The sequence below is a fragment of the Actinoplanes sp. HUAS TT8 genome, assembly GCF_051380535.1.
Classification (GTDB): Bacteria; Actinomycetota; Actinomycetes; order Mycobacteriales; family Micromonosporaceae; genus Actinoplanes.
Genome location: NZ_CP195646.1, coordinates 10,747,617 through 10,768,903, shown reverse-complemented (window position 1 = coordinate 10,768,903; position 21,287 = coordinate 10,747,617). Strand labels below are relative to the sequence as shown.

Genomic DNA, 21,287 nt, shown 5'->3' with positions numbered 1-21,287 from the left:
GGCTCGCGTGGGGGCACGCGCGGGTTCGGGGTTGGGGCTGGAGGGGGTGGGTGGGTTTTTTGCTCTGAGCGCGACCAACCGACCAGATCGCCCTGGAGGGTCTCGCGTTCTGGGCGCGCCAGCGCCCTGCGAGGCCCGGAAGGGTCCCCGCGGGAGCGACGATCTGGACCACGGCGGACCGAGGCAATGAAGAATTTGATCTTGGTTTGGGCCCGGGCTGACCGGAAGATCAGCCCGGGGATCGCGGAACCCGGCGCTCGGCCTTATTACCACGGCAAGCCGGCCGGGGCTCGGTCGTGGTGCCGCGGCGAGGCAGTCGGGGCTCGGTCGTGGTGCCGCGGCGAGGCAGTCGGGGCTCGGTCGTGGTGCCGCGGCGAGGCAGTCGGGGCTCGGTCGTGGTGCCGCGGTGGGCCGGAGGGCGCCGAGGGGCGGTGGGGGTCGGGCGGGCGGCTGCGGCGGGTGGTGGGGTCAGGCGATCTGTTGCCACCAGCCGTCGACCGGGGGCGGGTTGTCGACGTCGACGCGTTCGCCGGGGCGGGGGACGGCGAGGCGGACGCCGCGGGCTTTGGCTTCGCTCCAGGTGCGGTCGGCGGGTTCGGACCAGTCGTGCAGGGCCAGGTTGAAGGTGGCCCAGTGGACCGGGATCATGAGGCCGCCGCGGACGTCGACGTGGACCGAGACGCCGTCTTCCGGGATCATGTGGATGTCCGGCCAGGCGTCGCCGTAGGCGCCGACCTGGACCAGGGTGACGTCGAAGGGACCGTGTTCGGCGCCGATGTCGGCGAAGCCGGGGAAGTATCCGGTGTCGCCGGAGTAGAAGGCGCGACGCGTGGGGCCCTTGATCACCCAGCTGGCCCAGAGGGTTTCGTCGCGGTTGAAGCCGCGGCCGGAGAAGTGGCGAGCCGGGGTGGCGATCAGCTCCAGGTTGCCGATCTTGTGGCTGTCGTTCCAGTCGAGCTCGATGATGCGGGTCTCGGGGACGCCCCAGCGTTCGAGGTGGGCGCCGACGCCGAGCGGGACCAGGAACGGGGCGGCCTGCAGGTCGACCAGGTTCTGGATCGACTCCATGTCGAGGTGGTCGTAGTGGTCGTGGGAGATCAGGATCGCGTCCAGCGGGGGCAGTTCGCGCAGCGGGGCCGGCGGCTGGTGCAGGCGGCGCGGGCCGGTCAGCCGGGACGGGGAGCAGCGTTCGCTCCAGACCGGGTCGAGCAGCACGCGGCGGCCTTCGATCTCGACCATCGCGGTCGAGTGGCCGTACCAGGTGACGTGCAGACCGTCTGCGGGCGCGGGGGCCGGGGTGACCACCGGGACCGGCAGGTGCGGGCGGCGGGTGTCACGGTCGGTCATCGCCGCGACGAACAGCCGGGGCATCGAGGCCGCGGCGACCTCGGTGGCCGGGACGGTGTTGCGGAACTTGCCGCCGGAGAACTGCGGGGACGACTCCATCCGGGCGCGGCGTGCGCCACGCGCCTTGGCGCCCATCTGGGCGGGCAGGTCGCGGGCGGCCCAGACCGCCGCGGCGCCGAGTGCCAGAGCAACGACTGTACGGGTACGAACACGCTTCGCCATGCGTCCAGTCTGAACCGATCCGGCCCTCCGCGCCCACCGCCTCCCTGAGGCCGCCCTCAGCTTGTGACCGGTATGACACACTGCCGCCGTGACGATCGATATTCTCCAGCAGCAGACGCAGCTCATCGTGCGTCAGCGCATTCGTTTGATGGTGAATCAGTACGAGGTGCACGCGGTCGGCCCGGACGGGCAGGAAGCCGGTGTCCTGGCTTTCGCCCAGCAGAAGCGGCTGGCGTTCAAGGAGCAGGTCACCCTCTACACCGATGACACCAAGCAGGTCCCGGTGCTGGGCTTCAAGGCCCGTCAGGTGATCGACCTGGGTGCCACCTACGACGTGTTCGACGCGGCCGGCACCGGCATCGGCCTGTTCCGCAAGAAGTTCGGCGCCTCGCTGCTGCGGTCCACCTGGGTGGTCGAGCAGCCGGGCTGGCCCGAGATCGTCGGCCAGGAGCGGAACTTCTTCGTGGCGCTGCTGCGCCGCTTCATCGACTACCTGTCCTGGTTGCCGTACCACTTCGACTTCGAGATCGACGGCCGCGTCGCGTTCTCGGTGGAACGCAAGTGGGGCCTGCGGGACACCTACAACGTGACCATCAACGAGCCGAACCTGGACCGCCGTCTGGTCGTGGCCATGGCCGTCGGACTGGACGCCCTGCAGTCCCGGTAACCTTCGCCGCATGGACGATCCGCGTGCTCAACGCCTCTTCGGAGACAGCACGGTAGCCCCCGGCGATCTTGCTTTCAGCCCCTTCCGGGTCGACCGGGACCGGATCGTGAGCTCACCCTTCTTCGCCCGCCTCGCCGGGGTCACCCAGGTGATCAGCCCCGGCGGGGCCGGCTTGCTGGTGCACAACCGGCTCACCCACAGTCTCAAGGTCGCGCAGGTGGCGCGGGCCATCGCCGAGCGCATCCAGGCCGGCGACCCGGGCCTGGCCGACAAGCTGGGCGGCTGCGACCCGGATGTGGTCGAGGCGGCGGCGCTCGCACATGATCTGGGTCACCCGCCGTTCGGGCACCTCGGCGAGCGGGTGCTGGACCGGCTGGCCCGGCAACGGCTGGGGCTGCGCGACGGGTTCGAGGGCAACGCCCAGTCGTATCGGATCGTGACCAGCACCGAGATCCGCGGGCAGGCCACGATCGGGTTGAACCTGACCAATGCCGTACGGGCGGCGATCCTGAAATATCCGTGGACCCGCCACGGGCATCCGGAGCCGCATCCGCGGTTCATGGATCCGCCCCCGCGCGGCGCCGCGGCCCACGCCGAGGATCCCGACGGCGGATCGGCCAAGTTCGGTGCCTATTCGACCGAGATCAATGATGTACGGGCGGCTCGCGCCCCGTTCACCGATCGCGTCGCCGACTGGCAGCAGACCGTCGAGGCCTCGGTGATGGATACGGCGGACGACATCGCGTACGCAATCCATGATCTTGAGGATGTGCACCGGGTCGGCGTGCTGCAGCAGGGCGCCGTGGCCACCGAGCTGATGGCCTGGCAACGCTGGGGCGCGTCGACCGATCTGAAACGGGCCGGCGGCGCGATCGAGTCACTGCGCCGCAGCCTGCACCGCAAGGAGGGCTGGATCGCCGACGACGGCGCGTTCGCCGATGCGGTCGAGCTGGTCCGGGCCGAGCTGGTGGACGGGTTGCTGGCCCAGCCGTTCGACGGGTCGGTGCAGTCCGAGGCCCGGGTCGCGGCGTTCTCGGCGACCTGGACGCGCCGGCTGGTCGACTCGGTGGAGCTGACCGAGCAGGCGGCCATCCGCAGCGGGCACGCGCAGCTGGCCGTGGCGCAGTGGCACGAGGTGCAGATCCTCAAGTTCGTGCAGAACACGTTCGTGCTGGCCCGGCCGGATCTGGCCCTGCACCAGCGCGGTCAGGGGCGACTGCTGGCCACGCTGGTGGAGGCGTTGCTGGCCTGGCTGACCGACCCGGACGAGGAGGATCGGCTGCCGCGGCGACTGCGTGACCTGGTGGAACTGGCCGAGGCGGAGCTTCCGGAGGGTACGCCGGAGCGGATCGGGCGGGCCCGCGGGCGCGCGGTGATCGACTTCGTGGCGGGGTTGACGGACAGTCAGGCCGTGGGGCTGATGGACGCGCTGTCGGGGCGGTCGCGGCAGTTGTGGACCGATACGTTCGTGCTGTGAGCCTCGCTACTTCTTCCCGGCTTTCTTGAGGCGGGAGCGCAGGACCCGCGTCGCCAGCGGGCCCAGCTCGTCCATCACCTCCACCAGCACCGCGAGCTGATCGATCGCCTCCAGGGCCCGCTGCCCGCCCTCGGCGTCGATCCCCTCGAAAAGCTCCAGCCCTACGAACGCCGACGAGATCGCCCCGGCCAGCCCCGGCACGTCCGCCACCTCGGCGATCGGCGACCCGGCGAGCACCCGGCGCAGCACCTTCTCGATCTCGTCGGTCCAGAGCTGGAGCGTCGCCCGGATCGACTCGGCCAGCCGCTCGTTGCTCTGCGCGGCCGCCAGCGTCTGCGCCAGCACCGACACGTTGCCCTCGGCCAGCTCGGTCGCGTGCAGGTCCCGCCCCACCTGCAGCAGATCGCGGAGCGAGGTGACGGCGGCGAACCGGTCCGCGTAGAACGCCACCCGCTGCTCGGTCGCCTGCCGGCAGGCCGCGCCGAGCAGCTCGTCGACCGACCCGAAGTGGTAGAAGACCAGAGCCTGGTTGGCCCCGGCGGCGGCGGCGATGGTCCGGGCCGACGCGCCGGTCACGCCGTGCTCACGCACAGCGGCCAGCGCGCCGTCGAGCAGGCGCTGCTTGGTGTCACTCACCGTAGTCCTCCGATTCGGGCGCGGCCCAGTCCCACATGATCGAACGCGGACGCCCCGCCCGCCACATCCCGGGCGGAGTATCCACCGGCTTCACCGGTTTCACCGTTGAAGATCAAAGACGATTTGCGCGTACGGACGTGAGCGGGGCACCCAGGAGCGAACCTCCCGCCGATAGTCCAGCCACGCCGCCCCGTGCCGCCTCCCCAGGTCACACCGCTCCTGCCGAGCGGCGACGACGATCGAGAAGAGCACCGCCCCCACCATGGCCACGCCCAGCGCCGGACTGTGCGCGACCAGGGCCAGCAGGCCCAGCTCGGCGACCATGCTGACCTGCATGGGATTGGCGACACAGGCGTACGGCCCGGTCGTCACCAACCGCACCGGCGGATCACACGGGAACGGGGTGCCGCCACCGCGCACCGCGAACTCCCGGACCGCGGCCACCGTCGGCAGCCCCAGCAGCGCCGCGATCGGCAGGAACACGACGGCCCGGGCGGGGTCGGGCCAGCCGCCGTTGCCGACGGTGAACGCCACCATCGGCACCAGCCACAGAAACAGCCCGGTGAACACGATCGCCTGGAGCGTCGCCCGGCCGTACAGGTGACGGCCGGTCGCGGTCCAGCGGCCGAGCAACTGGGCCGGGAGGGCGACCAGCGCCAGGCCGAGAAGTTCGCCGTGCAGCCAGTGCGGGCCGAGCCGCACCAGCGGATCCAGCGCGGGCATGGCCACCAGGTCGATCCCGAACAGCCCGGCCAGCGTGACCGGCACCGACAGTTGACGGCTGAGCAGGACCGGGAGGGGCAGCTCTCGGCGAGGCAGGCCCGGGTGCGGCTGATGGCGGCGGCCCGGGCCCGAGATTGGCAGGTGGCGGCTGAGCAGGACCGGGAGTGGACCCCAGAGGGCGGCCCAGGCCAGCCAGAGGTCGACCGGCATGCCCCGGTAGTCGAGTCCGCCCGGGGCGAATCCATACCACCCGGCGATCCCGGCCAGCTCGTGCAGAACCGCGACACCGAGCACGGCGACCAGGAACGCGAGGAACGCGCCCGCCCGCTCCCGTCGGCCGCGGCCGGCGCCGAGCAGGATCGGGGCGAGGAGCAGAAGAACGCTCGCCCCGTGCGCGATCACCGATACCAGCGACGTTGCGACGATCCGATCCATCGCCATCCGCATCTCACCCCGTCTCGCTCGTTTCCTGAGCGGTCACCCCCCGTTTGAGCGACCGCTCAAAACTGAGGCTAGACGGATTTGAGCAACCGCTCAAGTCTTTCGCGAAACGGCTCACCCGCTTTGTTGGCGGCTTACGTGATTGCGGTGTAAGCATGTAATCACTGCAATGACCGAGGAGGTCGTCATGCGTTTTCGTCCCACCCCGCCCGGGGCACGCACCGAACCACCACCCGCTGACGACGCCGCCGCCTGGGTGACCGGTGCGGTGCCGGACGGCTGGTTCGTCGAGCCGCCCGAGGTCGTCGTCGACCGCGACGAGATCATCATCTGGGGCCGCCTGCCCGAGCCGGACCTGGCCGCCGACGCCACCGACGCCGACCGGGCCGCCGCCCAGGGCGGACGCGTCACCCAGTTCCGGGAGAACACCCGCGACGACCGGATCCGGGTCGCCCGCCAGGTCGAGCACCGCTACCAGCGCAAGGTCGCCTGGGGCGCCCGCTGCGGCGACACGTCGGAGCTCTACACCCACCTCGCCGCCCCGGTCATGACCCGCCTGCGCCAGCCCGAACGCCAGGTCCTGGACACCCTGGTCGACGCCGGTGTGGCCCGCTCCCGCTCGGACGCCCTGGCCTGGTGCGTCCGCCTGGTCGGCCAGCACACCGAGGACTGGCTGTCCGACCTCCGCTCAGCCATGACCAAGGTCGACGAGCTCCGTCGCCAGGGCCCCAACACCCAGTAACCCCGGCGCCGAGCAACCCCGACACCGTCCGCTGCCAGGCCCCACCACCCTGGCAGCGGACGACCCGACCCGCACCCCGCCGCAAGCTACCTCCACCCGGTGGCCCCCAGCGCCCCAACCGCAAGCAACCACTCCCGCGGTGAGCCCCAGCACCCGCACCGCAAACAACCACCCCCGCGGTGAGCCCCAGCACCCGCACCGCAAACATCGCCCCCGCCGGTAACCACCCGACACCCATGCCGCGCCCACCGTCCGCGCGCCGCGGACCGGTTCCACGGTGAGAGCCCGGGCGAGAGCGGCCGGGCGAATACTCGGTAACCGCCGGGGCAGGGCACCGCTAGGGTGATCGGGTGCTGCGCGAGGTCACCGCCATTCGTTATGTCACCCCTCTCAGAGAGGGTGGCTCGCTGCCCGGCGTCGTCGAGGCCGACGACCTCGGGACGTATGTGGTGAAGTTCCGCGGCGCCGGGCAGGGCCCGAAAGCCCTGGTCGCCGAGGTGATCTCCGGCGAGCTGGCGCGGCGGCTCGAACTGCCGATGCCGGAGCTGACCCGGGTGGAGCTGGACCCGGTCGTCGCCCGGGCCGAACCCGACGAGGAGGTCCAGGAGCTGATCAAGGCCAGCGCCGGCGGCAACCTGGGGATGGACTTCCTGCCGGGCGCGCTCGGCTACGACCCGAACGCGCACCCGGTCGAGGCCGGACTGGCCAGCCGGATCCTCGCCTTCGACGCGTTCGTCGAGAACGTGGACCGCAGCTGGCGCAACCCGAACCTGCTGATCTGGCACGGCGGCCTCTGGTTGATCGACCACGGCGCCACCCTGTACTTCCACCACAACTGGGCCCGGGCCGAGAGCGTCGTGCACCGGCCCTACAAGTGGGACGACCACGTGCTCAAGCCCTACGCCACCCAGCTGCCCGTGGAGGGCCCGGCCCTCGCCGCCCGGATCACGCCGGAACTGCTTACCGAAGTGATCGAGCTGGTCCCGCAGGACTGGCTGGACGACGGCGACCGCAGCGCCTACCTCGACCATCTCGTGCGCCGGGCCGCGCAGCCGGAGGCGTGGCTGCCATGAGAATCCCTTACGAGTACGCCGTCATCCAGGCCGTCCCCCGGATCGAACGCGGTGAACTGATCAACGTCGGAGTCCTCCTCTACTGTCACCGCCGGGATTTCCTGGCCGCGCACACCCACCTGGACGAGCCCCGCCTCCTCTGCCTGGACCCGGCCGCCGACGTGACCGCGGTCCGCGCCGCGCTGGGCTCGTGGGAGACCACCTGCACCGGCGGCGGCGCCTCGGCCGGCATGAAACTCGGCGAACGCTTCCGCTGGCTGGTGGCCCCCCGCAGCACCATCCTCCGCGCCGGCCCGGTCCACATGGGCCTGGCCGAAGACCCCGCCGCCGAACTCTCCCGCCTCGTCGACCTCCTCGTCCGCTAACCCACCCGAAAGCCCCAACCCGACCCACCAAGCGGCCCGGCCCGGCCCGGCCCGGCCCGGCCCAGCCCGGCCCAGCCCGGCCCAGCCCGGCCCAGCCCGGCCCAGCCCAGCCCAGCCCGGCCCAGCCCGGCTCGGCCCAGCCCGGCCCGGCCCGGCTCGGCTCGGCTCGGAACGAGGTTGTGGCTACGTGAGGGATACGTCGTAGCGGGCGCCCCGGGGCGACACGCACCGGACCGTCGCCCCCGGATGCAGTCGGTCGTCCTCCCGGTATCGGGCCTCCAGCTTCCGCTCGGCGGCCTCGTCCCCCGCGTCGGCCGCCAGCAGCAGGTCGGCGATCTCGTCCTGGAGGCTCAGGTCCGCGGGCAGGTCGGCCGGGAGCTCGGACCACTCGCGATCCGCGAACGGGATGCCCTGCCCGAAGATGTCCCAGAGCAGCACCTCGTCGCCCATGCGGTGGGCCAGTTCCAGCAACAGGTACTGCAGGAGCATCCACGGGCCGCTGATCTCCTGGCCCGGACCCACCCCGTACGTCGAGGGGTCGATCTCGCCGCGGCGCATGGCCACCCAGCTCTGGGCCGCGGTGTGCAGACCGGCCGGGTTCAGCGCGACCTCGGGCAGGCCGACGCCGGAGTCCGTGCCGATCCAGCGGGTGCCGTCGTGATATTCGGCGATCACGTGGTCGACGTGGTAATCCGGCGCCAGGTAGCCGGCGAAGCCGACCCGGCTGCGGGCCGGAATGCCGTGCGCCCGCAGGGCCGAGACCGTCAGCAGGGTCTCGTCCCGGCAGCAGCCGACGAGTTGTTCCGCCTCGGGGCGCGGGGTGTCCAGGGGCGCGCCGGCGAAACGTTCCTGGTCCAGGTCGAGCATGCGGCTCACCCAGCGGGTGTCGATCTCGGCGAGACGCTCCGGCGGGAAGTCGATGCCGGAGGCTCGATAGTGCACGGTCAGGTTGCGCACGGCCGCGCTGATCGCGGCCACGTCGGCGGGCAGCGCCGCGAGCCGGTCGTGGTGGCGGCCGGGGTCGGAGAATCGGGTCTGTCGTGTCCAGTCCATCGTTGTCGTCACTCCTCGATCGGTTGGGCGACCAGGGCGAACGGGTCCTCGCCGGTCAGTCGCTCCCAGTGGTTGAGATAGATCTCCCGGGGCGGGCCGGCCGCGACCAGCCCGCCGGTGGTGATGTGTCGCTGCACGGCCTCGTAGGCGGCCGTTATCCGCGGGTAGAAGCAGTCGTCGCGCAGCACCGTCGCGAACGCCACGAGCCGGCCGGGCTCCAGCCGGAGCGCGATGTCCCGAGCCGGCTCGACCGTCCCGGAGAACGGCACGCAGACCTCGACGGTCGCCTCGGCGTCGGGCGTGACCAGGCCGTGGTAGATCACCCAGTGCTCCGGGCCGTGCACGGCGCCCTGCTCGTCGAGGTGCGCCCGGATCGTCCACTGGGCGGTGCCGATCGCCGGCACCAGGGACTGCTGATCGACCTCGACCCGGATGGTGGCGACCTTGCGTTCGGCGCGGTGCTCCGTCCGTACCGAATAAATTCTTTCGGGGTCGTCGCCGTGGGCAAGACTGGTGCGTAACCAGTAGTAGGTCGACCGGCGGGCCTCCATGGCCGCGTCCTCCCCCGCCCACCAGCGGTCGAGGCGGGTCACCACCTCGGCGTCGCGCAGCGCCAGCATCTCGTGGATCACCGCGAGCGGCACACCGAGCCGGCGCAGCAGGCTGACCCGCCGGGCCGGCTCCAGTTGCTCCGGCCGGTACCGCCGATAGCCGCTGAGCTCGTCGACCGCAGCGGGTGGCAGCAGGCCGGACGCGTCGTAGAGCCGGAGGGCCTTGATCGACAGCCCGGCGAGGCGGCCGAACTCGGCAGTGGACAGCGAATCGGTGGAATCGGCCGATGGGGAAGCGGACGGGGAACCGGTGGACGACCAAGGCTCGCTCATGCGATCGATCGTGGGGTCTGCCCCAGGGGCCGAGTAAAGGGCTTCCCCGAGACAATTTTCCCGGCACACTGAGCGGATGCAGCTGCCGATCCACCATCCGGTCAAGCCGATGCTCGCCAAGCCCGTCGCCGAGATCCCACCGGGGCAGATCTACGAGCCCAAATGGGACGGGTTCCGCTCGATCATCTTCCGGGACGGTGACGAGGTGGAGATCGGCAGCCGCAACGAGAAGCCGATGACCCGCTACTTTCCCGAGGTCGTGCGGGCCGTGCTGGCCAATTTCCCGGAGCGGGCGGTGATCGACGGCGAGGTGATCGTCGCCGACACCGGGCGCAACACGCTCGACTTCGAGGCCCTGCAGCAGCGCATCCATCCGGCCGCGAGCCGGGTCAAGCTGCTCTCCGAGCAGACGCCGGCCGGTTTCGTGGCCTTCGACCTGCTCGCGCTCGGCGACGAGGATCTCACCGAGCTGCCCTTCGAGACCCGGCGGGAACGGCTGCGGCAGGCGCTGGCCAAGGCCGAACCTCCGGTGTACGTCACCCCGGCCACCGATGACATGACCACCGCGCAACGGTGGTTCGAGCAGTTCGAGGGCGCCGGGCTGGACGGGTTGATCGCCAAGGGGCGTGATCTCACCTATCAGCCCGACAAACGGGTGATGTTCAAGATCAAGCACAAGCGCACGGCGGACTGCGTGGTCGCCGGCTACCGGGTGCACAAGTCGGGCGAGAACCGGATCGGATCGCTGCTGCTCGGCCTCTACGACGAGCGGGACGTGCTGGTCTCGGTCGGCGTGATCGGCTCGTTCCCGATGAAGGTGCGCGAGGAGCTGTTCGAGGAGATGCAGCCGCTGGTCACCGAGTTCGAGGACCATCCGTGGAACTGGGCCGCCCACCAGCAGGGCGAACGCACCCCGCGCAAGAACGAGGTGAGCCGCTGGAACAACGGCAAGGACCTGTCGTTCATCCCGCTGCGCCCGGAGCGCGTGGTCGAGGTCCGCTACGACTACATGGAGGGCATCCGCTTCCGGCACACCGCCCAGTTCGAGCGCTGGCGTCCCGATCGCGAGCCCCGGACCTGCACCTACGACCAGTTGGAGCGCCCGGTGAGCTTCGATCTGGCCGAGGTGCTCACCAGCCGCTGACCGCGGCTGTCGGACCCACCGGCTAGCCTAGGGCGCGCTCCGCAAAACGCTCGTCGAAAGGTCGCGCCGTGCCCCGTCGATCGCGTTCGGTCATTGCTCTGCTGGCCACGCTGGTCATGACCCTCGGGGGTTGCACCCTGCCCGCGTTCGCCCCGGAGGGCACGGACGAGCCGGCCGGTGCGACCGGCAGCCGGCCGACCACCGGCTCCACGCCGGGCGCGGCCGCCCAGTGGTCACCCTGCGACGACGTGCCCGAGAAGCTGGTCGGCCGGGGCGCCGCCGGGATGAGCTACGACTGCGCCACCGTGTCGGTGCCGCGCGACTGGGCCCAGCCGGACAACGGCGAGACCTACGACATCGCGATGATCCGCATCCGGTCCCGCACGCAGAAGCAGCGGATCGGCTCGCTGATGCTGAACCCGGGCGGTCCCGGCGGTTCCGGCATCGACCTGGCCGTCTACCTGTCGTTCGGCCCGCAGCTGGGCGGTCTGCCGACCGAGATCACCGACCGGTTCGACCTGGTCGGCTTCGACCCGCGCGGGGTGAGCCGGTCCAGCCCGGTCAAGTGCATCAGCGACAGCGATCAGGACGCCAGCTTCGGCGCCGACCCCGACCCGGTCAGCCAGGCCGAGTTCGACGAGGTCGCGGCGCTGAACAAGAAGATCGCCGCGGGCTGCGGCCAGAAATACGGCGACCAGCTGCCCAAGTTCGCCACCGAGCAGGCCGCGCGGGACATGGACGCGCTGCGCGCCGCGGTGGGCGACAGCAAGCTGACCTACCTGGGCTTCTCCTACGGCACGCTGCTCGGGGCGACCTACGCCCAGCTGTTCCCGCAGAACATTCGCGCCCTGGTGCTCGACGGCGCGGTCGACCCGACCGAGGATTACATCCAGGGCTCGGAGACGCAGGCCAAGGGCTTCGAGCGGGCGTTCGGCAACTTCACCACCTGGTGCAAGGCGAATGCGGCGAAGTGCCCGATCTCGGCCGACCCGCGCGGCGCGGTGACCGACGCGCTGGCCAAGGCCGAGAAGTCCCCGATGAAATACAAGGACGGGCGCCAGGTCACCGCCGGCTGGATCTTCGTCGGGCTGATCTCGTCGCTCTATACCGAGACCGGCTGGACCTCGCTGGCCGAGGCGATCGCCGACCTGGCCGACGGGGACGCCAAGGGGATCATGGACCTGGCCGATCAGTACGCGGAGCGCAAGACCAACGGCACCTACTCCAACCTGTTCGACGCCAACCTGGCGGTGAACTGCGCCGACACCGAGGACGCGCCGACCGCCGAGCAGGTCCGCAAGCTGCAGTCCGAGTGGCGGGCGAAATATCCGATCTTCGGGGCGCCGCTGGCCATGGGGATGCTGCCGTGCACGTACTGGCCGGGCAAGCGGGATCCGTATCCGGCCGGCAAGGCGAACGGCGCGCCGCCGATCGTCGTCGTCGGGACGACCGGGGACCCGGCCACGCCCTACGAGAACACCGCCCACCTGGCCACCATGCTGGGCACCGGGCACGTGCTGACCTGGGAGGGCGAGGGCCACACGGCCTACCCCTCGACGGACTGCATCGTCAAGGCGGTCGATGGTTACCTGATCGATCTGACCGTGCCGAAGGAGGGGTTGCGCTGCCCGGCCAAGTAGTCAGCACGATGCGCCCGGCGCGGCTGACAGAATGATGATCATGGAATTCCGGATCGCCGAACGTGAAGATGTCCCCGCCGTGCTGGCGCTGCTCGCCGACGACGCGATCTCGCATCAGCGCGGGTTCGGTGACGTTCCGGACGAGGTCGCGCCGGCGATCCAGGACGCGTTCACGGCGATCACCGACGACCCGAACAACGAGCTGATCGTGGCCGTCCAGGACGGGGTCGTGGTCGGGACCTGCCAGCTCACCTACCTGCCCGGGCTGAGCCGCGGCGGTTCGTGGCGGATGCAGATCGAGGCCGTCCGCATCCACTCCGGCCTGCGCGGCAACGGACTCGGCGCGGAGATGATGCGCTGGACGATCGAGCGCGCCCGCGCCCGAGGCTGCCGGATGGTCCAACTCACCTCGGACAACCAGCGCACCGCGGCGCACCGCTTCTACGAGCGGCTCGGCTTCACCGCCTCCCACGTGGGCATGAAACTCACCCTCTGAAACCAAGATCAAAACCGCTTTGCGCGTACGGCGGGTGAGCGCCCCCGAAGGCAAGCAGCGGCACGCGCGACGGCGGCGCCCACGGAATACCCCCGGCAAACGCTGCGGTGACGACTGCCCGGGGAAGTGGCGCGCGACGGGTGCGGCGGCCTCGCCGGGTCGGCCGTGGCGCCCCGCCCGACCGCGCGGCGGCGCCAAACCGTGACGCCGTCGCGACGCGGGGCGCGGGTGGGACGGCCACGGCGCGGGTGGGCTAGGAGTCGGTGGTCCAGTTGGCGTGGTTCTTCTTGCTGGGCTGGACCCGCGGCGGCTCGCCCGGCATCTTCGGGTGGTCCGGCGGGTACGGCATGTCGCCCACCCCCGCCTTCTCGTCACGTTCCACCCATTCCAGCAGCGGCGTCAGGTCATGGGCCACGTCGTCGATCCCGGCGTGCGGATCGCCGATCTTCGCGATCCGCACGGGCACGGTCCGCAGGTCGAAGTCGTCCGGTTCGACCTGGGACAGTTCGTCCCAGGTGACCGGGGTGGACACGGTCGCCCGCTGGTTGGCCCGCAACGAGTAGGCGCAGGCGATGGTCCGGTCCCGGGCCATCTGGTTGAAGTCGAGGAACACCTTCTGCCCGCGTTCCTCTTTCCACCAGGCTGTGGTGATCCCGGCCGGGTTGCGCCGTTCCACCTCGCGGGCCAGGGCGATCGCGGCCCGCCGGACCTGCACGAAGTCCCATTGCGGGGCGATCCGCATGTACACGTGCACGCCGCGCCCGCCGGACGTCTTCGGGTAGCCGACCCAGCCCAGTTCGTCGAGGACCTCGTGCACGACGCCGGCCGCGGCGGTCACGTCGCGGAAGGTCAGGCCGGGCTGCGGGTCGAGGTCGATGCGCAGTTCGTCCGGGTTGTCGGGGGCGGCCCCGCGGACCGGCCACGGGTGGAACACCACGGTGCCCATCTGGGCGGCCCACGCGACGTGCGCCAGGTCGGCGACGCACAGCTCATCCGCCGTACGCATCGAAGGGAATTTGATCTTTGCCGTGGTGATCCAATCGGGGACACCGCGGGTGGGGATGCGCTTCTGGAAGAACGCCTCGCCGTCCAGGCCGTCGGGGAAGCGTTGCAGCGTGGTGGGCCGGTCCCGCAGGGCGCGCAGGATGCCGTCGCCGACCGCGAGGTAGAACTCGAAGACGTCCCGCTTGGTGTAGCCACGCTCGGCGAAAACGATCTTGTCGGGGCTGCTCAGGCGCACGGTGTGGCCGGCGATGTCGTGCTCTTCCGCGGCGGCTTTCGGCATGCCTCCGACCCTATGCCACAACGAGCGCGGCAGCCTTCACCATGTCCTCGACCCCGCGCCGCAGCAGGCCTGCCCTCGCCCCCGCGCCACCACGAACAAGCCATGACAAGAGCGGGCTGCGACGACAGAGACCGCAAAGACGACAGAGCCCATAAAAAGGTGAAGGCCACCCGACATAACCGGGTGACCTTCACAAATCGGACATAGGCTCAGATCAGGCGGTCTTGCGGCGACGCGTGTACCAGAGCGCACCCGCGCCCGCAGCCACCAGAACCGCGCCGACCCCGACGGTCGCCCCGACCGGTCCACCGGTCAGCGGCAGCGAGCCGGAGCTGACCTGAGGCGTGCTGCTGACCGACTCGCTCGGCGACGGCACGGTCTCGTGGTTCACACCGTTGCCGGGGACGGACTGCGCCCCACCGCTCGGGCCGGCGCTGATGGAGGCGCTGTAGCCCGGGTGCCCGCGAGTGGCACCGGTGGTGTCCGGGCTCACCGACGCCGACGGCGTGACGGCCGGCGGCGGGGTGGTCGTCACGACCCCCGTGGTCGGCGGGGTGGTGGGCGGCGACGGCAGCTCGCCGTTGCCGTATCCGGTGTTGCCCCGGTCCGGGCTGGCCGCCACGACCGGGTGTGCGGCCTGGGCGGCGTCGGCGGCCGCGAGGGCCGGCGACGCGATGGTGAGCGCGGCAAAGGCGGTGACGCCGGCCACGGGGAGACCCAGGGCCAGCCGACGAACAAAGCTCATGAGGAGTATCCGTTCTGTTGCTGTTAGGTACGATTGCATGGTCGCACGGGAGCTTAGCAGGAATTGCCCGTTTTACCCGAAAACATCCCGCCGCGTGTCTTCAGCCCGGAAGACCACCGAAACGGTGACTCCGCCACAAATGCGACAAAGCAAACACCTTGAGCTCGAACTGGGGGTCGGCCGCGAACAGACCCCCGCTGTACGGGGCGGTGAGCTGCACGCTGGCACCCGAGTCCAGGTAGACCGAGACCACGTTGCGGCGCCCCCGGCGCTCGGCCCGCAGGTCGACCACCCGGTTCCAGGGCACCTCACCCTCGCCGAGCAGCGACGACGTACGGATCTCGCGGCTGCCCACCTCGACCCCGGTGCGCCGCCCGGACATGATCCCGAGCGCCACCCCGAGCATCAGCGGCGCCAGCACCAGCACCGCCCACGACCAGGCGGGCGGACTCGCCGGCCCGGGCCAGACCATGGTCGCGATCACCCCCGTGGTGACACTCGCCACGGCGCTCAGCGCACCGAGATAGAGGCCGTGGCCGAATGCCTGCTGGAAGGTCGGCCGGAACGTCGGGGATGCAGCTTCCATAGACGGCTCAACGGCCCGCCCGCGAGCGGCGGCGCACCCCGGGTGCGACGTACCTTTGAGGGCATGGCAATCGAAGAGACCACCCTGCCCACCACCGAGGACGAGTGGCGGGTCCGGCTCGACCCGGCCGAGTTCCGGGTGCTCCGTCAGGCCGGCACCGAGCCCGCCTGGACCGGGGAGTATGTGGACACCAAGACCGAGGGCACGTATCACTGCCGCGGCTGCGGCGCCGAGCTCTACCCGAGCACCACGAAGTTCGACTCACACTGCGGATGGCCCTCTTTCGACGACGCCATCCCGGGCGCGATCAAGGAGATCGAGGACCGCAGCCACGGGATGACGCGGGTCGAGATCCGGTGCGCGCGCTGCGACGGGCACCTGGGCCACGTGTTCCGCGGCGAGGGCTTCACCGACAAGAACACGCGGCACTGCGTGAACAGCCTGTCTATCCGGCTCGACCCGAAGTAGCGATCAGGTCCTCCACCACGTACCGGACCCCGTTCGGTGCGGTGATCCACCCGGTGGAGGCGGTCACCGCCCACTCCGGGCCCAGCTCCGGGGCGTAGGTGTCGCCCTCCACGTCGAGATCGATCGTCGTACGCACGATGTGGTCCGCAACCGGCAGGAACGCTGCGTAGATCGCCGCTCCCCCGATGACCCAGAAATCGTCTTCGACGATCAGATCCGGATTTGGTACGGCCTCAGCCCCGTCCGCCCGCCACGAAGCGTCCCGGGTGAGCACCACGTTGCGCCGCCCGGGCAGCGGCCGCCGCGGCAGGGAGTCCCAGGTGGCCCGGCCCATCACGATCGTCGCGCCGGCCGTCCGCTCCTTGAAGATCGCCTGCTCGCCGGGGACCCGCCAGGGGATGCTCCCCCCGGCGCCGATCACCCGGCGACGGGCCTCGGCCCAGATCAGGTGCACGCTCACGCCCGCCCCTCGGCCCGGCCGCTACGACCGCTTCGACCCCTTCGACCGCTTCGACCGCTTCGACCGCTTCGACCGCCCCCGGTGTCGCCGCTCATACCGCGACGGGCGCCTTGATCGCCGGGTGGTGCTTGTAGTCGACGACCTGGAAGTCGGCGAACTCGTAGTCGAAGAGGCTCGGCCGCGCGGCGATCTCCAGAGTCGGGAACGCGAACGCCTCCCGGCTCAGCTGCTCGGTCACCTGCTCGACGTGGTTGTCGTAGATGTGGCAGTCGCCGCCGACCCAGATGAAGTCGCCCGGGATCAGGCCGACCTGGTCGGCGATCATGCGGGTGAGCAGCGCGTACGACGCGATGTTGAACGGCACGCCGAGGAACAGGTCGGCGCTGCGCTGGTAGAGCTGGCAGGACAGCTTGCCGTCGGCCACGTAGAACTGGAACATCGCGTGGCACGGCATGAGGGCCATCTCACCGAGTTGTCCCACGTTCCAGGCCGAGACGATCATGCGGCGCGAGTCCGGATTTTTCCGGAGAGTGTCCAAGATTTCGGAAATCTGATCGACGGAACCGTCCGGCGTCGGCCAGGACCGCCATTGATAGCCGTAGACCGGGCCCAGCTCCCCCGTCGGCGAGGCCCACTCGTCCCAGATCGTCACACCCTGGTCCCGCAGCCACTGCGTGTTCGTCTCGCCGCGCAGGAACCACAACAGCTCCACCGCGATCGACTTGAAGTGCACCCGCTTCGTCGTGACCAGCGGAAACCCTTCCGACAGGTCGTAGCGCAGGCGCTCACCGAAGAGACTGCGGGTGCCGGTTCCGGTGCGGTCGCTCTTCGGCGTCCCGGTCTCCAGCACCCGCCGCAGCAGGTCCTCGTATTGCGTGTCGACGGCCATGGCGAAACGGTAACGCCTCGCCCGCCGTGATCAAGGACCGCCTAGCCGCGCAGTTTGCCGCCGATCGAGACGATTCGCCGGGCCAGGTGATCGAGCGCCGCGTACTGGACGTCGGTCAACGGCGCGTCGTTGGTGCCCCCGGTGACGTGCGATACACCGTAGGGGTTGCCGTCGGAGAACTTGAGCGGATCCGTGTAGCCGGGCGCCACCACCACCCCGCCGAAGTGGTAGATCGTGTTGTAGAGCGCCAGCAGCGTCGACTCCTGACCGCCGTGCTCGGTCATCGACGCGGTGAACCCGGCGTACGCCTTGTTGGCCAGCTGCCCCTGCGCCCACTGCGGGCCGAGCGTGTCGATGAACTGCTTGAGCTGGCTGGTCACGTTGCCGTAGCGGGTGGGCGTGCCGAACAGCACGGCGTCCGCCCAGACCACGTCGTCCGCGGTCGCCCGCGGCTCGTCCTTGGTGGTGTCGAAGTGCTGGCTCCACGCCGCGTTCGAGGCGATCGCCTCGGGCGGGGCCAGTTCGGCGACCTGGCGCAGGCGCACCTCGGCGCCCGTCTTCTCGGCGGCCTCGCTCAGCCGGCGCGCCATCGCGTGCACGGTGCCGGTCGCCGAGTAGTAGATGATCGCCAGCTTGACGTCTGCCACGATGTGCCCTTCGTCGAGGATGCACTTGCCGGACTCCAGCAAATCGTCTCGACGGGTCGGCCGAATCGTTTATAGGCGGAGTTCGCTGCCCTCGGGGTCGTCGAACCAGACGCCGCCGGTGGCCAGGTAGCGGAACCGGTACTCGCCCGGGTCGAGCGGGACGCTCACGGTCCGGGTGCCGTTGCGCCGCACCTGCAGCTCGTGTTTCCCCGGCTGCCAGTCGTTGAAGGTGCCCACCACGCTCACCACTCCGGACGGCTCTTCGGCCGGCAGGGTGAAGGTCACCCGCGTCTTGTTGCCGAACAGTTTGCTGCGTTTGATCATGGCGTCCTCCACCGGCCGTAGCCTCATCACTACAACAGCGGTACCGGCGACGGAGTGACGACGCGCCGCTCTACGCTGTGCCGATGCACCCCGTACACGACGACGAGTTCCGCGCGGCCTCGTTCCGTGACCTTCCCGCCGCGACGCTGTACGACATCCTTCGTCTGCGCAGCGACGTGTTCGTGGTGGAGCAGGAATGCCCCTACCCCGACCTGGACGGTCGCGACACCGAACCCGGTACCCGACACCTATGGTTCTCCCATGATCGGGAAGTTCGGGCCTATCTGCGGATTCTCGACGACCATGGGGTCGAACGGATCGGCCGCGTGGTCACCGCGAAGTCGGCCCGCGGCGCCGGCCTGGCCGGCCGCCTGATGGATCACGCGCTGGAGATCATCGGTTCTCGTCCGGCCGTCCTGGACGCCCAGTCCTACCTGGTGAGCTTCTACGCGAAGTACGGTTTCGAGCCGTCCGGCCCGGAGTTCGTCGAGGACGGCATCCCCCACACCCCCATGGCCCGAAAACCCTGAAACCCCCGATTCGGTACGGCCATGAGCCCGCGCCCGCCGCGCGAGGCCCGGCCGGCACCCCTGGAGAACCAGCCGGGGACCGAGGGCGCGGCCGGGCCGCCGGTGGCAGCGCCTCGCGGGCGGGGCATGTGCTCGTCGGCGCGGCCGATGACCGGTTTTCTGCTCTGACCGCAACCACCCGACCACGTCGCCCTTCCGGGCCTCGCGTTCTGGCCGCGCCAGCGGCCTGCGAGGCTCGGAAGGGTCCCCGCGGGAGCGACGATCCGGACCACGGCGGACCGGGGACATGAAGATCTTGAAGTTGATCTTCAGGGGTTGTTCAGGGCAGCGACGCGGTGATCTCGGCGATCGAGCGACGGCGGCCGGTGTAGAACGGCACCTCCTCGCGGACGTGCCGGCGCGCCCGGGACGCCCGCAGGTCGCGCATCAGGTCGACGATGCGGTGCAGTTCGTCGGCCTCGAAGGCCAGCATCCACTCGTAGTCGCCCAGCGCGAACGACGCCACCGTGTTGGCCCGCACGTCCGGGTAGCCGCGGGCCTGGCGGCCGTGCTCGGCCAGCATGTCGCGCCGCTCCTCGTCGGGCAGCAGGTACCACTCGTAGGAGCGGACGAACGGGTAGACGCAGATGTACGGCCGCGCCTCCTCACCGGCCAGGAACGCCGGCAGGTGGCTCTTGTTGAACTCGGCCGGCCGGTGCAGCGCCATCTGCGACCAGACCGGGGTGAAGTGCCGGCCCAGCGCGGTGCGCCGGAACAGCGAATACGCCTCCTGCAGCGCGTCCGGGTCGCTGGAGTGCCACCAGATCATCAGGTCGGCGTCGGCCCGCAGCCCGGACACGTCGTAGGTGCCCCGGATCGTCACGTCCTTGGCCGCCAGCTGCTCGAAGAGCGCGTCGACCTCACCGGCCAGCTCGTCCCGCAGCGCCGGCAGCGGGCTCGACGCCCGGAAGACCGACCACATCGTGTACCGGATCGTCGCGTTCAGCTCGTTGATCCGGGCCGCGTTGGTCTGCTCGCTCATGCTGCCTCCAAATAACTGTTCACATCGTCGGCCGCCCGCTCGCCGCCGGCCACACAGACCGGGATGCCCACGCCGTCCAGCGCCGCGCCGGCCACGGCCAGGCCCGGGGGCAGCGCGGCCCGCGCCGCGGCGACCCGATCCGGGTGGCCGGGTGCGTACTGCGGCAGGCCGCCGCCCCAGCGCTGGATCCAGGCCGCGGCCGCCGGGGGCAGCCCACCACCGGCCAGCTCGCCCAGCTCCCGGTGCGCGATCTCGAGCAGCGCCTGGTCGCTGAGGTGGAGCCGCTCCTCCTCGCCGGCCCGGCCCAGCGACGCCCGCACGATCACCGGCCCGTCGGGCCCGGCCAGGTGCGGCCATTTGCGGGTGAAGAAGGTGGCCGCCTTGACCAGGGTGCCCTCGCCCGGCGGGACCAGGAAACCCGACAGCTCGGGCAGCGGGGTGCCGGGCGGCAGGGCCATCCCGACCAGGGCGACGCTCGCGTACTCCAACCCGCCGATCGCGGCCGCGGCCTCGGGTGCGACGTCGATGAGCAGGCGGGCCGCCGGTTTGGCCGGGACGGCCAGGATCACGGCGTCGACGTCGTCGGTCTGCGGTTCCGGGGCCGGGCCGAGCACGAGGTGCCAGCGGTCACCGGTGCGGACGATCTCACGCACCGGCAGGCCCAGGCTGATCCGGGCCCGGGCCGCGGTCGCGGCGGCGCCGATCAGCCGGCTCATCCCACCGTCCACGGCCGCGAACACCGGTTGACCAGGGGTTCGTTTGCTGAGCGCCTGGGCGGCCCGGACCGCCCCGCGCAGCGTGTGCTCGGTCTCGGCGGTGCGGGCCAGCTGCGGCATCGTGGCGCGCAGCGAGAGCCGGTCGGCGCGGCCCGCGTAGACCCCGCCGAGCATCGGGTCGACCAGCCGGTCCACCACCTCGGCGCCGTAACGCGACCGGACCAGCGCGCCGACCGCGATGTCAGCCCCGGGGGCGAGCAACGGGTGGCCGTCGTCGGAATCGGCATCGGTGTCCGGCAGCGCGACACCGTCCAGCGTCGACAGGTCGCCGGGCACACCGACCAGGGTGCCGGCCGGGATCCGGGCCAGTCGCCCGCCGATCGCCAGCGCGGCCGGCTGAGCCGCCGGATGCACCAGCGCGTCACCCAGGCCGAGCCGGCGGGCGAACGTCACCGCGGCCGACTCGCCGCCGTCGGGCGCACCGAACAGGAACGACTCGGCGCCGCGCTCGACCGGGACACCGGCCAGCTCACCGGTACGCAGTTTGCCGCCCAGGGCGCCGCTCTGCTCGTACACGATGATCTCGGTGTCGGCCGGTGACACGTCCCGCAGGCGCACAGCCGCGGCCAGGCCGGCGACACCCCCGCCGATGATCGCGATCCGCTTCCGCACGTTCCCCACCCTCCCAGGCCCCGCGCCCGCTCGC

Annotated in this window: 25 protein-coding genes; 11 read left to right on the top strand and 14 right to left on the bottom strand. The window is 70.9% G+C overall.

What is annotated here, in order from left to right:
- Positions 1-468: 468 nt before the first annotated feature.
- Positions 469-1,569 (bottom strand): MBL fold metallo-hydrolase, encoded by a 1,101-nt coding sequence (locus ACSHV8_RS48185; protein ID WP_436527193.1) that lies wholly within the window; start codon positions 1,567-1,569, stop codon positions 469-471.
- Between the two features lie 148 nt (positions 1,570-1,717).
- On the opposite strand from ACSHV8_RS48185, the gene ACSHV8_RS48180 reads away from it, so the two are divergent.
- Both ACSHV8_RS48180 and ACSHV8_RS48175 read left to right on the top strand, forming a co-directional pair.
- Positions 1,718-2,236 carry a hypothetical protein gene (locus ACSHV8_RS48180; RefSeq protein WP_436537310.1) on the top strand — a complete coding sequence of 173 codons (519 nt, stop codon included), beginning with the start codon at positions 1,718-1,720 and terminating at the stop codon, positions 2,234-2,236.
- A gap of 10 nt (positions 2,237-2,246) precedes the next feature.
- Positions 2,247-3,713 (top strand): deoxyguanosinetriphosphate triphosphohydrolase family protein, encoded by a 1,467-nt coding sequence (locus ACSHV8_RS48175; protein WP_436527192.1) that lies wholly within the window; start codon positions 2,247-2,249, stop codon positions 3,711-3,713.
- A 6-nt stretch (positions 3,714-3,719) separates the two neighbouring features.
- Here ACSHV8_RS48175 and ACSHV8_RS48170 read toward each other — a convergent pair whose 3' ends face one another.
- Together ACSHV8_RS48170 and ACSHV8_RS48165 are read right to left on the bottom strand one after the other, a co-directional pair.
- Entirely contained in the window at positions 3,720-4,349 is a 630-nt protein-coding gene (locus tag ACSHV8_RS48170) for a TetR family transcriptional regulator (RefSeq protein WP_436527191.1), read from the bottom strand.
- Positions 4,350-4,448: 99 nt separating this feature from the next.
- The gene (locus ACSHV8_RS48165; protein WP_436527190.1) at positions 4,449-5,513 is read right to left on the bottom strand and encodes a methyltransferase family protein; all 1,065 of its coding nucleotides are present in this window, start codon (positions 5,511-5,513) and stop codon (positions 4,449-4,451) included.
- 187 nt (positions 5,514-5,700) lie between these two features.
- Here ACSHV8_RS48165 and ACSHV8_RS48160 point away from each other — a divergent pair, with 187 nt between their 5' ends.
- The 3 genes from ACSHV8_RS48160 (at position 5,701) to ACSHV8_RS48150 (ending at position 7,693) form a co-directional block, all read left to right on the top strand.
- Positions 5,701-6,255, top strand: a complete 555-nt coding sequence (locus tag ACSHV8_RS48160; protein WP_436527189.1) for a hypothetical protein — start codon at positions 5,701-5,703, stop codon at positions 6,253-6,255.
- A 350-nt stretch (positions 6,256-6,605) separates the two neighbouring features.
- The gene (locus ACSHV8_RS48155; RefSeq protein ID WP_436527188.1) at positions 6,606-7,328 is read left to right on the top strand and encodes a HipA family kinase; all 723 of its coding nucleotides are present in this window, start codon (positions 6,606-6,608) and stop codon (positions 7,326-7,328) included.
- Entirely contained in the window at positions 7,325-7,693 is a 369-nt protein-coding gene (locus ACSHV8_RS48150) for a DUF3037 domain-containing protein (protein ID WP_436527187.1), read from the top strand. Before ACSHV8_RS48155 ends, ACSHV8_RS48150 begins: the two co-directional genes overlap by 4 nt.
- Positions 7,694-7,876: 183 nt before the next feature.
- Here the strand turns inward: ACSHV8_RS48150 and ACSHV8_RS48145 are convergent, their stop codons facing one another.
- Together ACSHV8_RS48145 and ACSHV8_RS48140 are read right to left on the bottom strand one after the other, a co-directional pair.
- Complete coding sequence (locus ACSHV8_RS48145; RefSeq protein ID WP_436527186.1) at positions 7,877-8,746, bottom strand: transglutaminase-like domain-containing protein; 870 nt, start codon at positions 8,744-8,746, stop codon at positions 7,877-7,879.
- Between the two features lie 8 nt (positions 8,747-8,754).
- Positions 8,755-9,630, bottom strand: a complete 876-nt coding sequence (locus tag ACSHV8_RS48140; RefSeq protein ID WP_436527185.1) for a MerR family transcriptional regulator — start codon at positions 9,628-9,630, stop codon at positions 8,755-8,757.
- A 76-nt stretch (positions 9,631-9,706) separates the two neighbouring features.
- On the opposite strand from ACSHV8_RS48140, the gene ACSHV8_RS48135 reads away from it, so the two are divergent.
- The 3 genes from ACSHV8_RS48135 to ACSHV8_RS48125 all read left to right on the top strand — a co-directional run bounded on the left by ACSHV8_RS48135 (position 9,707) and on the right by ACSHV8_RS48125 (position 12,910).
- On the top strand, positions 9,707-10,774 hold the full coding sequence (locus tag ACSHV8_RS48135; protein WP_436527184.1) for an ATP-dependent DNA ligase: 1,068 nt from the start codon (positions 9,707-9,709) through the stop codon (positions 10,772-10,774).
- A 116-nt stretch (positions 10,775-10,890) separates the two neighbouring features.
- Positions 10,891-12,414: an alpha/beta hydrolase gene (locus ACSHV8_RS48130; RefSeq protein ID WP_436537308.1), complete on the top strand. Its 1,524-nt coding sequence runs from the start codon at positions 10,891-10,893 to the stop codon at positions 12,412-12,414.
- A 40-nt stretch (positions 12,415-12,454) separates the two neighbouring features.
- Positions 12,455-12,910, top strand: coding sequence for an N-acetyltransferase family protein (locus ACSHV8_RS48125; RefSeq protein WP_436527183.1), 456 nt, complete (start codon positions 12,455-12,457; stop codon positions 12,908-12,910).
- Positions 12,911-13,163: 253 nt separating this feature from the next.
- On the opposite strand, the gene ligD is transcribed toward ACSHV8_RS48125, so the two are convergent.
- The 3 genes from ligD to ACSHV8_RS48110 all read right to left on the bottom strand — a co-directional run bounded on the left by ligD (position 13,164) and on the right by ACSHV8_RS48110 (position 15,526).
- The gene (gene ligD / locus ACSHV8_RS48120) at positions 13,164-14,195 is read right to left on the bottom strand and encodes a non-homologous end-joining DNA ligase (protein WP_436527182.1); all 1,032 of its coding nucleotides are present in this window, start codon (positions 14,193-14,195) and stop codon (positions 13,164-13,166) included.
- Between the two features lie 214 nt (positions 14,196-14,409).
- Positions 14,410-14,940, bottom strand: coding sequence for a hypothetical protein (locus ACSHV8_RS48115; protein WP_436527181.1), 531 nt, complete (start codon positions 14,938-14,940; stop codon positions 14,410-14,412).
- A gap of 100 nt (positions 14,941-15,040) precedes the next feature.
- Positions 15,041-15,526: a hypothetical protein gene (locus ACSHV8_RS48110; RefSeq protein ID WP_436527180.1), complete on the bottom strand. Its 486-nt coding sequence runs from the start codon at positions 15,524-15,526 to the stop codon at positions 15,041-15,043.
- A 63-nt stretch (positions 15,527-15,589) separates the two neighbouring features.
- Here ACSHV8_RS48110 and msrB point away from each other — a divergent pair, with 63 nt between their 5' ends.
- A complete protein-coding gene (msrB, locus tag ACSHV8_RS48105) occupies positions 15,590-15,994 on the top strand; it encodes a peptide-methionine (R)-S-oxide reductase MsrB (protein WP_436527179.1) in 405 nt (134 codons plus the stop codon).
- On the opposite strand, the gene ACSHV8_RS48100 is transcribed toward msrB, so the two are convergent.
- The 4 genes from ACSHV8_RS48100 to ACSHV8_RS48085 form a co-directional block, all read right to left on the bottom strand.
- Positions 15,972-16,454 carry a dihydrofolate reductase gene (locus tag ACSHV8_RS48100; protein ID WP_436527178.1) on the bottom strand — a complete coding sequence of 161 codons (483 nt, stop codon included), beginning with the start codon at positions 16,452-16,454 and terminating at the stop codon, positions 15,972-15,974. The two genes, msrB and ACSHV8_RS48100, sit on opposite strands and share 23 nt — an antisense overlap.
- A 91-nt stretch (positions 16,455-16,545) precedes the next feature.
- Complete coding sequence (locus ACSHV8_RS48095; RefSeq protein ID WP_436527177.1) at positions 16,546-17,343, bottom strand: thymidylate synthase; 798 nt, start codon at positions 17,341-17,343, stop codon at positions 16,546-16,548.
- A gap of 41 nt (positions 17,344-17,384) precedes the next feature.
- Entirely contained in the window at positions 17,385-17,990 is a 606-nt protein-coding gene (gene wrbA / locus ACSHV8_RS48090; protein ID WP_436527176.1) for an NAD(P)H:quinone oxidoreductase, read from the bottom strand.
- Between the two features lie 69 nt (positions 17,991-18,059).
- The gene (locus ACSHV8_RS48085; protein ID WP_436527175.1) at positions 18,060-18,314 is read right to left on the bottom strand and encodes an isoamylase early set domain-containing protein; all 255 of its coding nucleotides are present in this window, start codon (positions 18,312-18,314) and stop codon (positions 18,060-18,062) included.
- A gap of 83 nt (positions 18,315-18,397) precedes the next feature.
- Between ACSHV8_RS48085 and ACSHV8_RS48080 the strand changes: the two genes are divergently transcribed.
- Both ACSHV8_RS48080 and ACSHV8_RS48075 read left to right on the top strand, forming a co-directional pair.
- Positions 18,398-18,844 carry a GNAT family N-acetyltransferase gene (locus ACSHV8_RS48080; protein ID WP_436527174.1) on the top strand — a complete coding sequence of 149 codons (447 nt, stop codon included), beginning with the start codon at positions 18,398-18,400 and terminating at the stop codon, positions 18,842-18,844.
- A 21-nt stretch (positions 18,845-18,865) separates the two neighbouring features.
- Positions 18,866-19,012: a hypothetical protein gene (locus tag ACSHV8_RS48075; RefSeq protein WP_436527173.1), complete on the top strand. Its 147-nt coding sequence runs from the start codon at positions 18,866-18,868 to the stop codon at positions 19,010-19,012.
- 151 nt (positions 19,013-19,163) lie between these two features.
- Here ACSHV8_RS48075 and hemQ read toward each other — a convergent pair whose 3' ends face one another.
- Both hemQ and hemG read right to left on the bottom strand, forming a co-directional pair.
- Entirely contained in the window at positions 19,164-19,865 is a 702-nt protein-coding gene (gene hemQ, locus ACSHV8_RS48070) for a hydrogen peroxide-dependent heme synthase (RefSeq protein WP_436527172.1), read from the bottom strand.
- A complete protein-coding gene (gene hemG / locus ACSHV8_RS48065; RefSeq protein ID WP_436527171.1) occupies positions 19,862-21,262 on the bottom strand; it encodes a protoporphyrinogen oxidase in 1,401 nt (466 codons plus the stop codon). The genes hemQ and hemG overlap by 4 nt, the downstream gene beginning before the upstream one ends.
- Positions 21,263-21,287: the final 25 nt, after the last annotated feature.

Bases quoted from the DNA above. Each gene is read 5' to 3' on its own strand.
- hemQ (WP_436527172.1), bottom strand. From the start codon at position 19,865: ATGAGCGAGCAGACCAACGCGGCCCGGATCAACGAGCTGAACGCGACG.
- ligD (WP_436527182.1), bottom strand. From the start codon at position 14,195: ATGCCGAAAGCCGCCGCGGAAGAGCACGACATCGCCGGCCACACCGTG.
- msrB (WP_436527179.1), top strand. From the start codon at position 15,590: ATGGCAATCGAAGAGACCACCCTGCCCACCACCGAGGACGAGTGGCGG.
- ACSHV8_RS48095 (WP_436527177.1), bottom strand. From the start codon at position 17,343: ATGGCCGTCGACACGCAATACGAGGACCTGCTGCGGCGGGTGCTGGAG.
- ACSHV8_RS48125 (WP_436527183.1), top strand. From the start codon at position 12,455: ATGGAATTCCGGATCGCCGAACGTGAAGATGTCCCCGCCGTGCTGGCG.
- ACSHV8_RS48180 (WP_436537310.1), top strand. From the start codon at position 1,718: ATGGTGAATCAGTACGAGGTGCACGCGGTCGGCCCGGACGGGCAGGAA.
- ACSHV8_RS48110 (WP_436527180.1), bottom strand. From the start codon at position 15,526: ATGGAAGCTGCATCCCCGACGTTCCGGCCGACCTTCCAGCAGGCATTC.
- ACSHV8_RS48145 (WP_436527186.1), bottom strand. From the start codon at position 8,746: ATGGACTGGACACGACAGACCCGATTCTCCGACCCCGGCCGCCACCAC.
- ACSHV8_RS48175 (WP_436527192.1), top strand. From the start codon at position 2,247: ATGGACGATCCGCGTGCTCAACGCCTCTTCGGAGACAGCACGGTAGCC.
- ACSHV8_RS48075 (WP_436527173.1), top strand. From the start codon at position 18,866: ATGAGCCCGCGCCCGCCGCGCGAGGCCCGGCCGGCACCCCTGGAGAAC.
- ACSHV8_RS48160 (WP_436527189.1), top strand. From the start codon at position 5,701: ATGCGTTTTCGTCCCACCCCGCCCGGGGCACGCACCGAACCACCACCC.
- ACSHV8_RS48130 (WP_436537308.1), top strand. From the start codon at position 10,891: ATGACCCTCGGGGGTTGCACCCTGCCCGCGTTCGCCCCGGAGGGCACG.
- ACSHV8_RS48150 (WP_436527187.1), top strand. From the start codon at position 7,325: ATGAGAATCCCTTACGAGTACGCCGTCATCCAGGCCGTCCCCCGGATC.
- ACSHV8_RS48140 (WP_436527185.1), bottom strand. From the start codon at position 9,630: ATGAGCGAGCCTTGGTCGTCCACCGGTTCCCCGTCCGCTTCCCCATCG.
- ACSHV8_RS48135 (WP_436527184.1), top strand. From the start codon at position 9,707: ATGCAGCTGCCGATCCACCATCCGGTCAAGCCGATGCTCGCCAAGCCC.
- ACSHV8_RS48165 (WP_436527190.1), bottom strand. From the start codon at position 5,513: ATGGCGATGGATCGGATCGTCGCAACGTCGCTGGTATCGGTGATCGCG.
- ACSHV8_RS48080 (WP_436527174.1), top strand. From the start codon at position 18,398: ATGCACCCCGTACACGACGACGAGTTCCGCGCGGCCTCGTTCCGTGAC.
- ACSHV8_RS48085 (WP_436527175.1), bottom strand. From the start codon at position 18,314: ATGATCAAACGCAGCAAACTGTTCGGCAACAAGACGCGGGTGACCTTC.
- ACSHV8_RS48115 (WP_436527181.1), bottom strand. From the start codon at position 14,940: ATGAGCTTTGTTCGTCGGCTGGCCCTGGGTCTCCCCGTGGCCGGCGTC.
- ACSHV8_RS48185 (WP_436527193.1), bottom strand. From the start codon at position 1,569: ATGGCGAAGCGTGTTCGTACCCGTACAGTCGTTGCTCTGGCACTCGGC.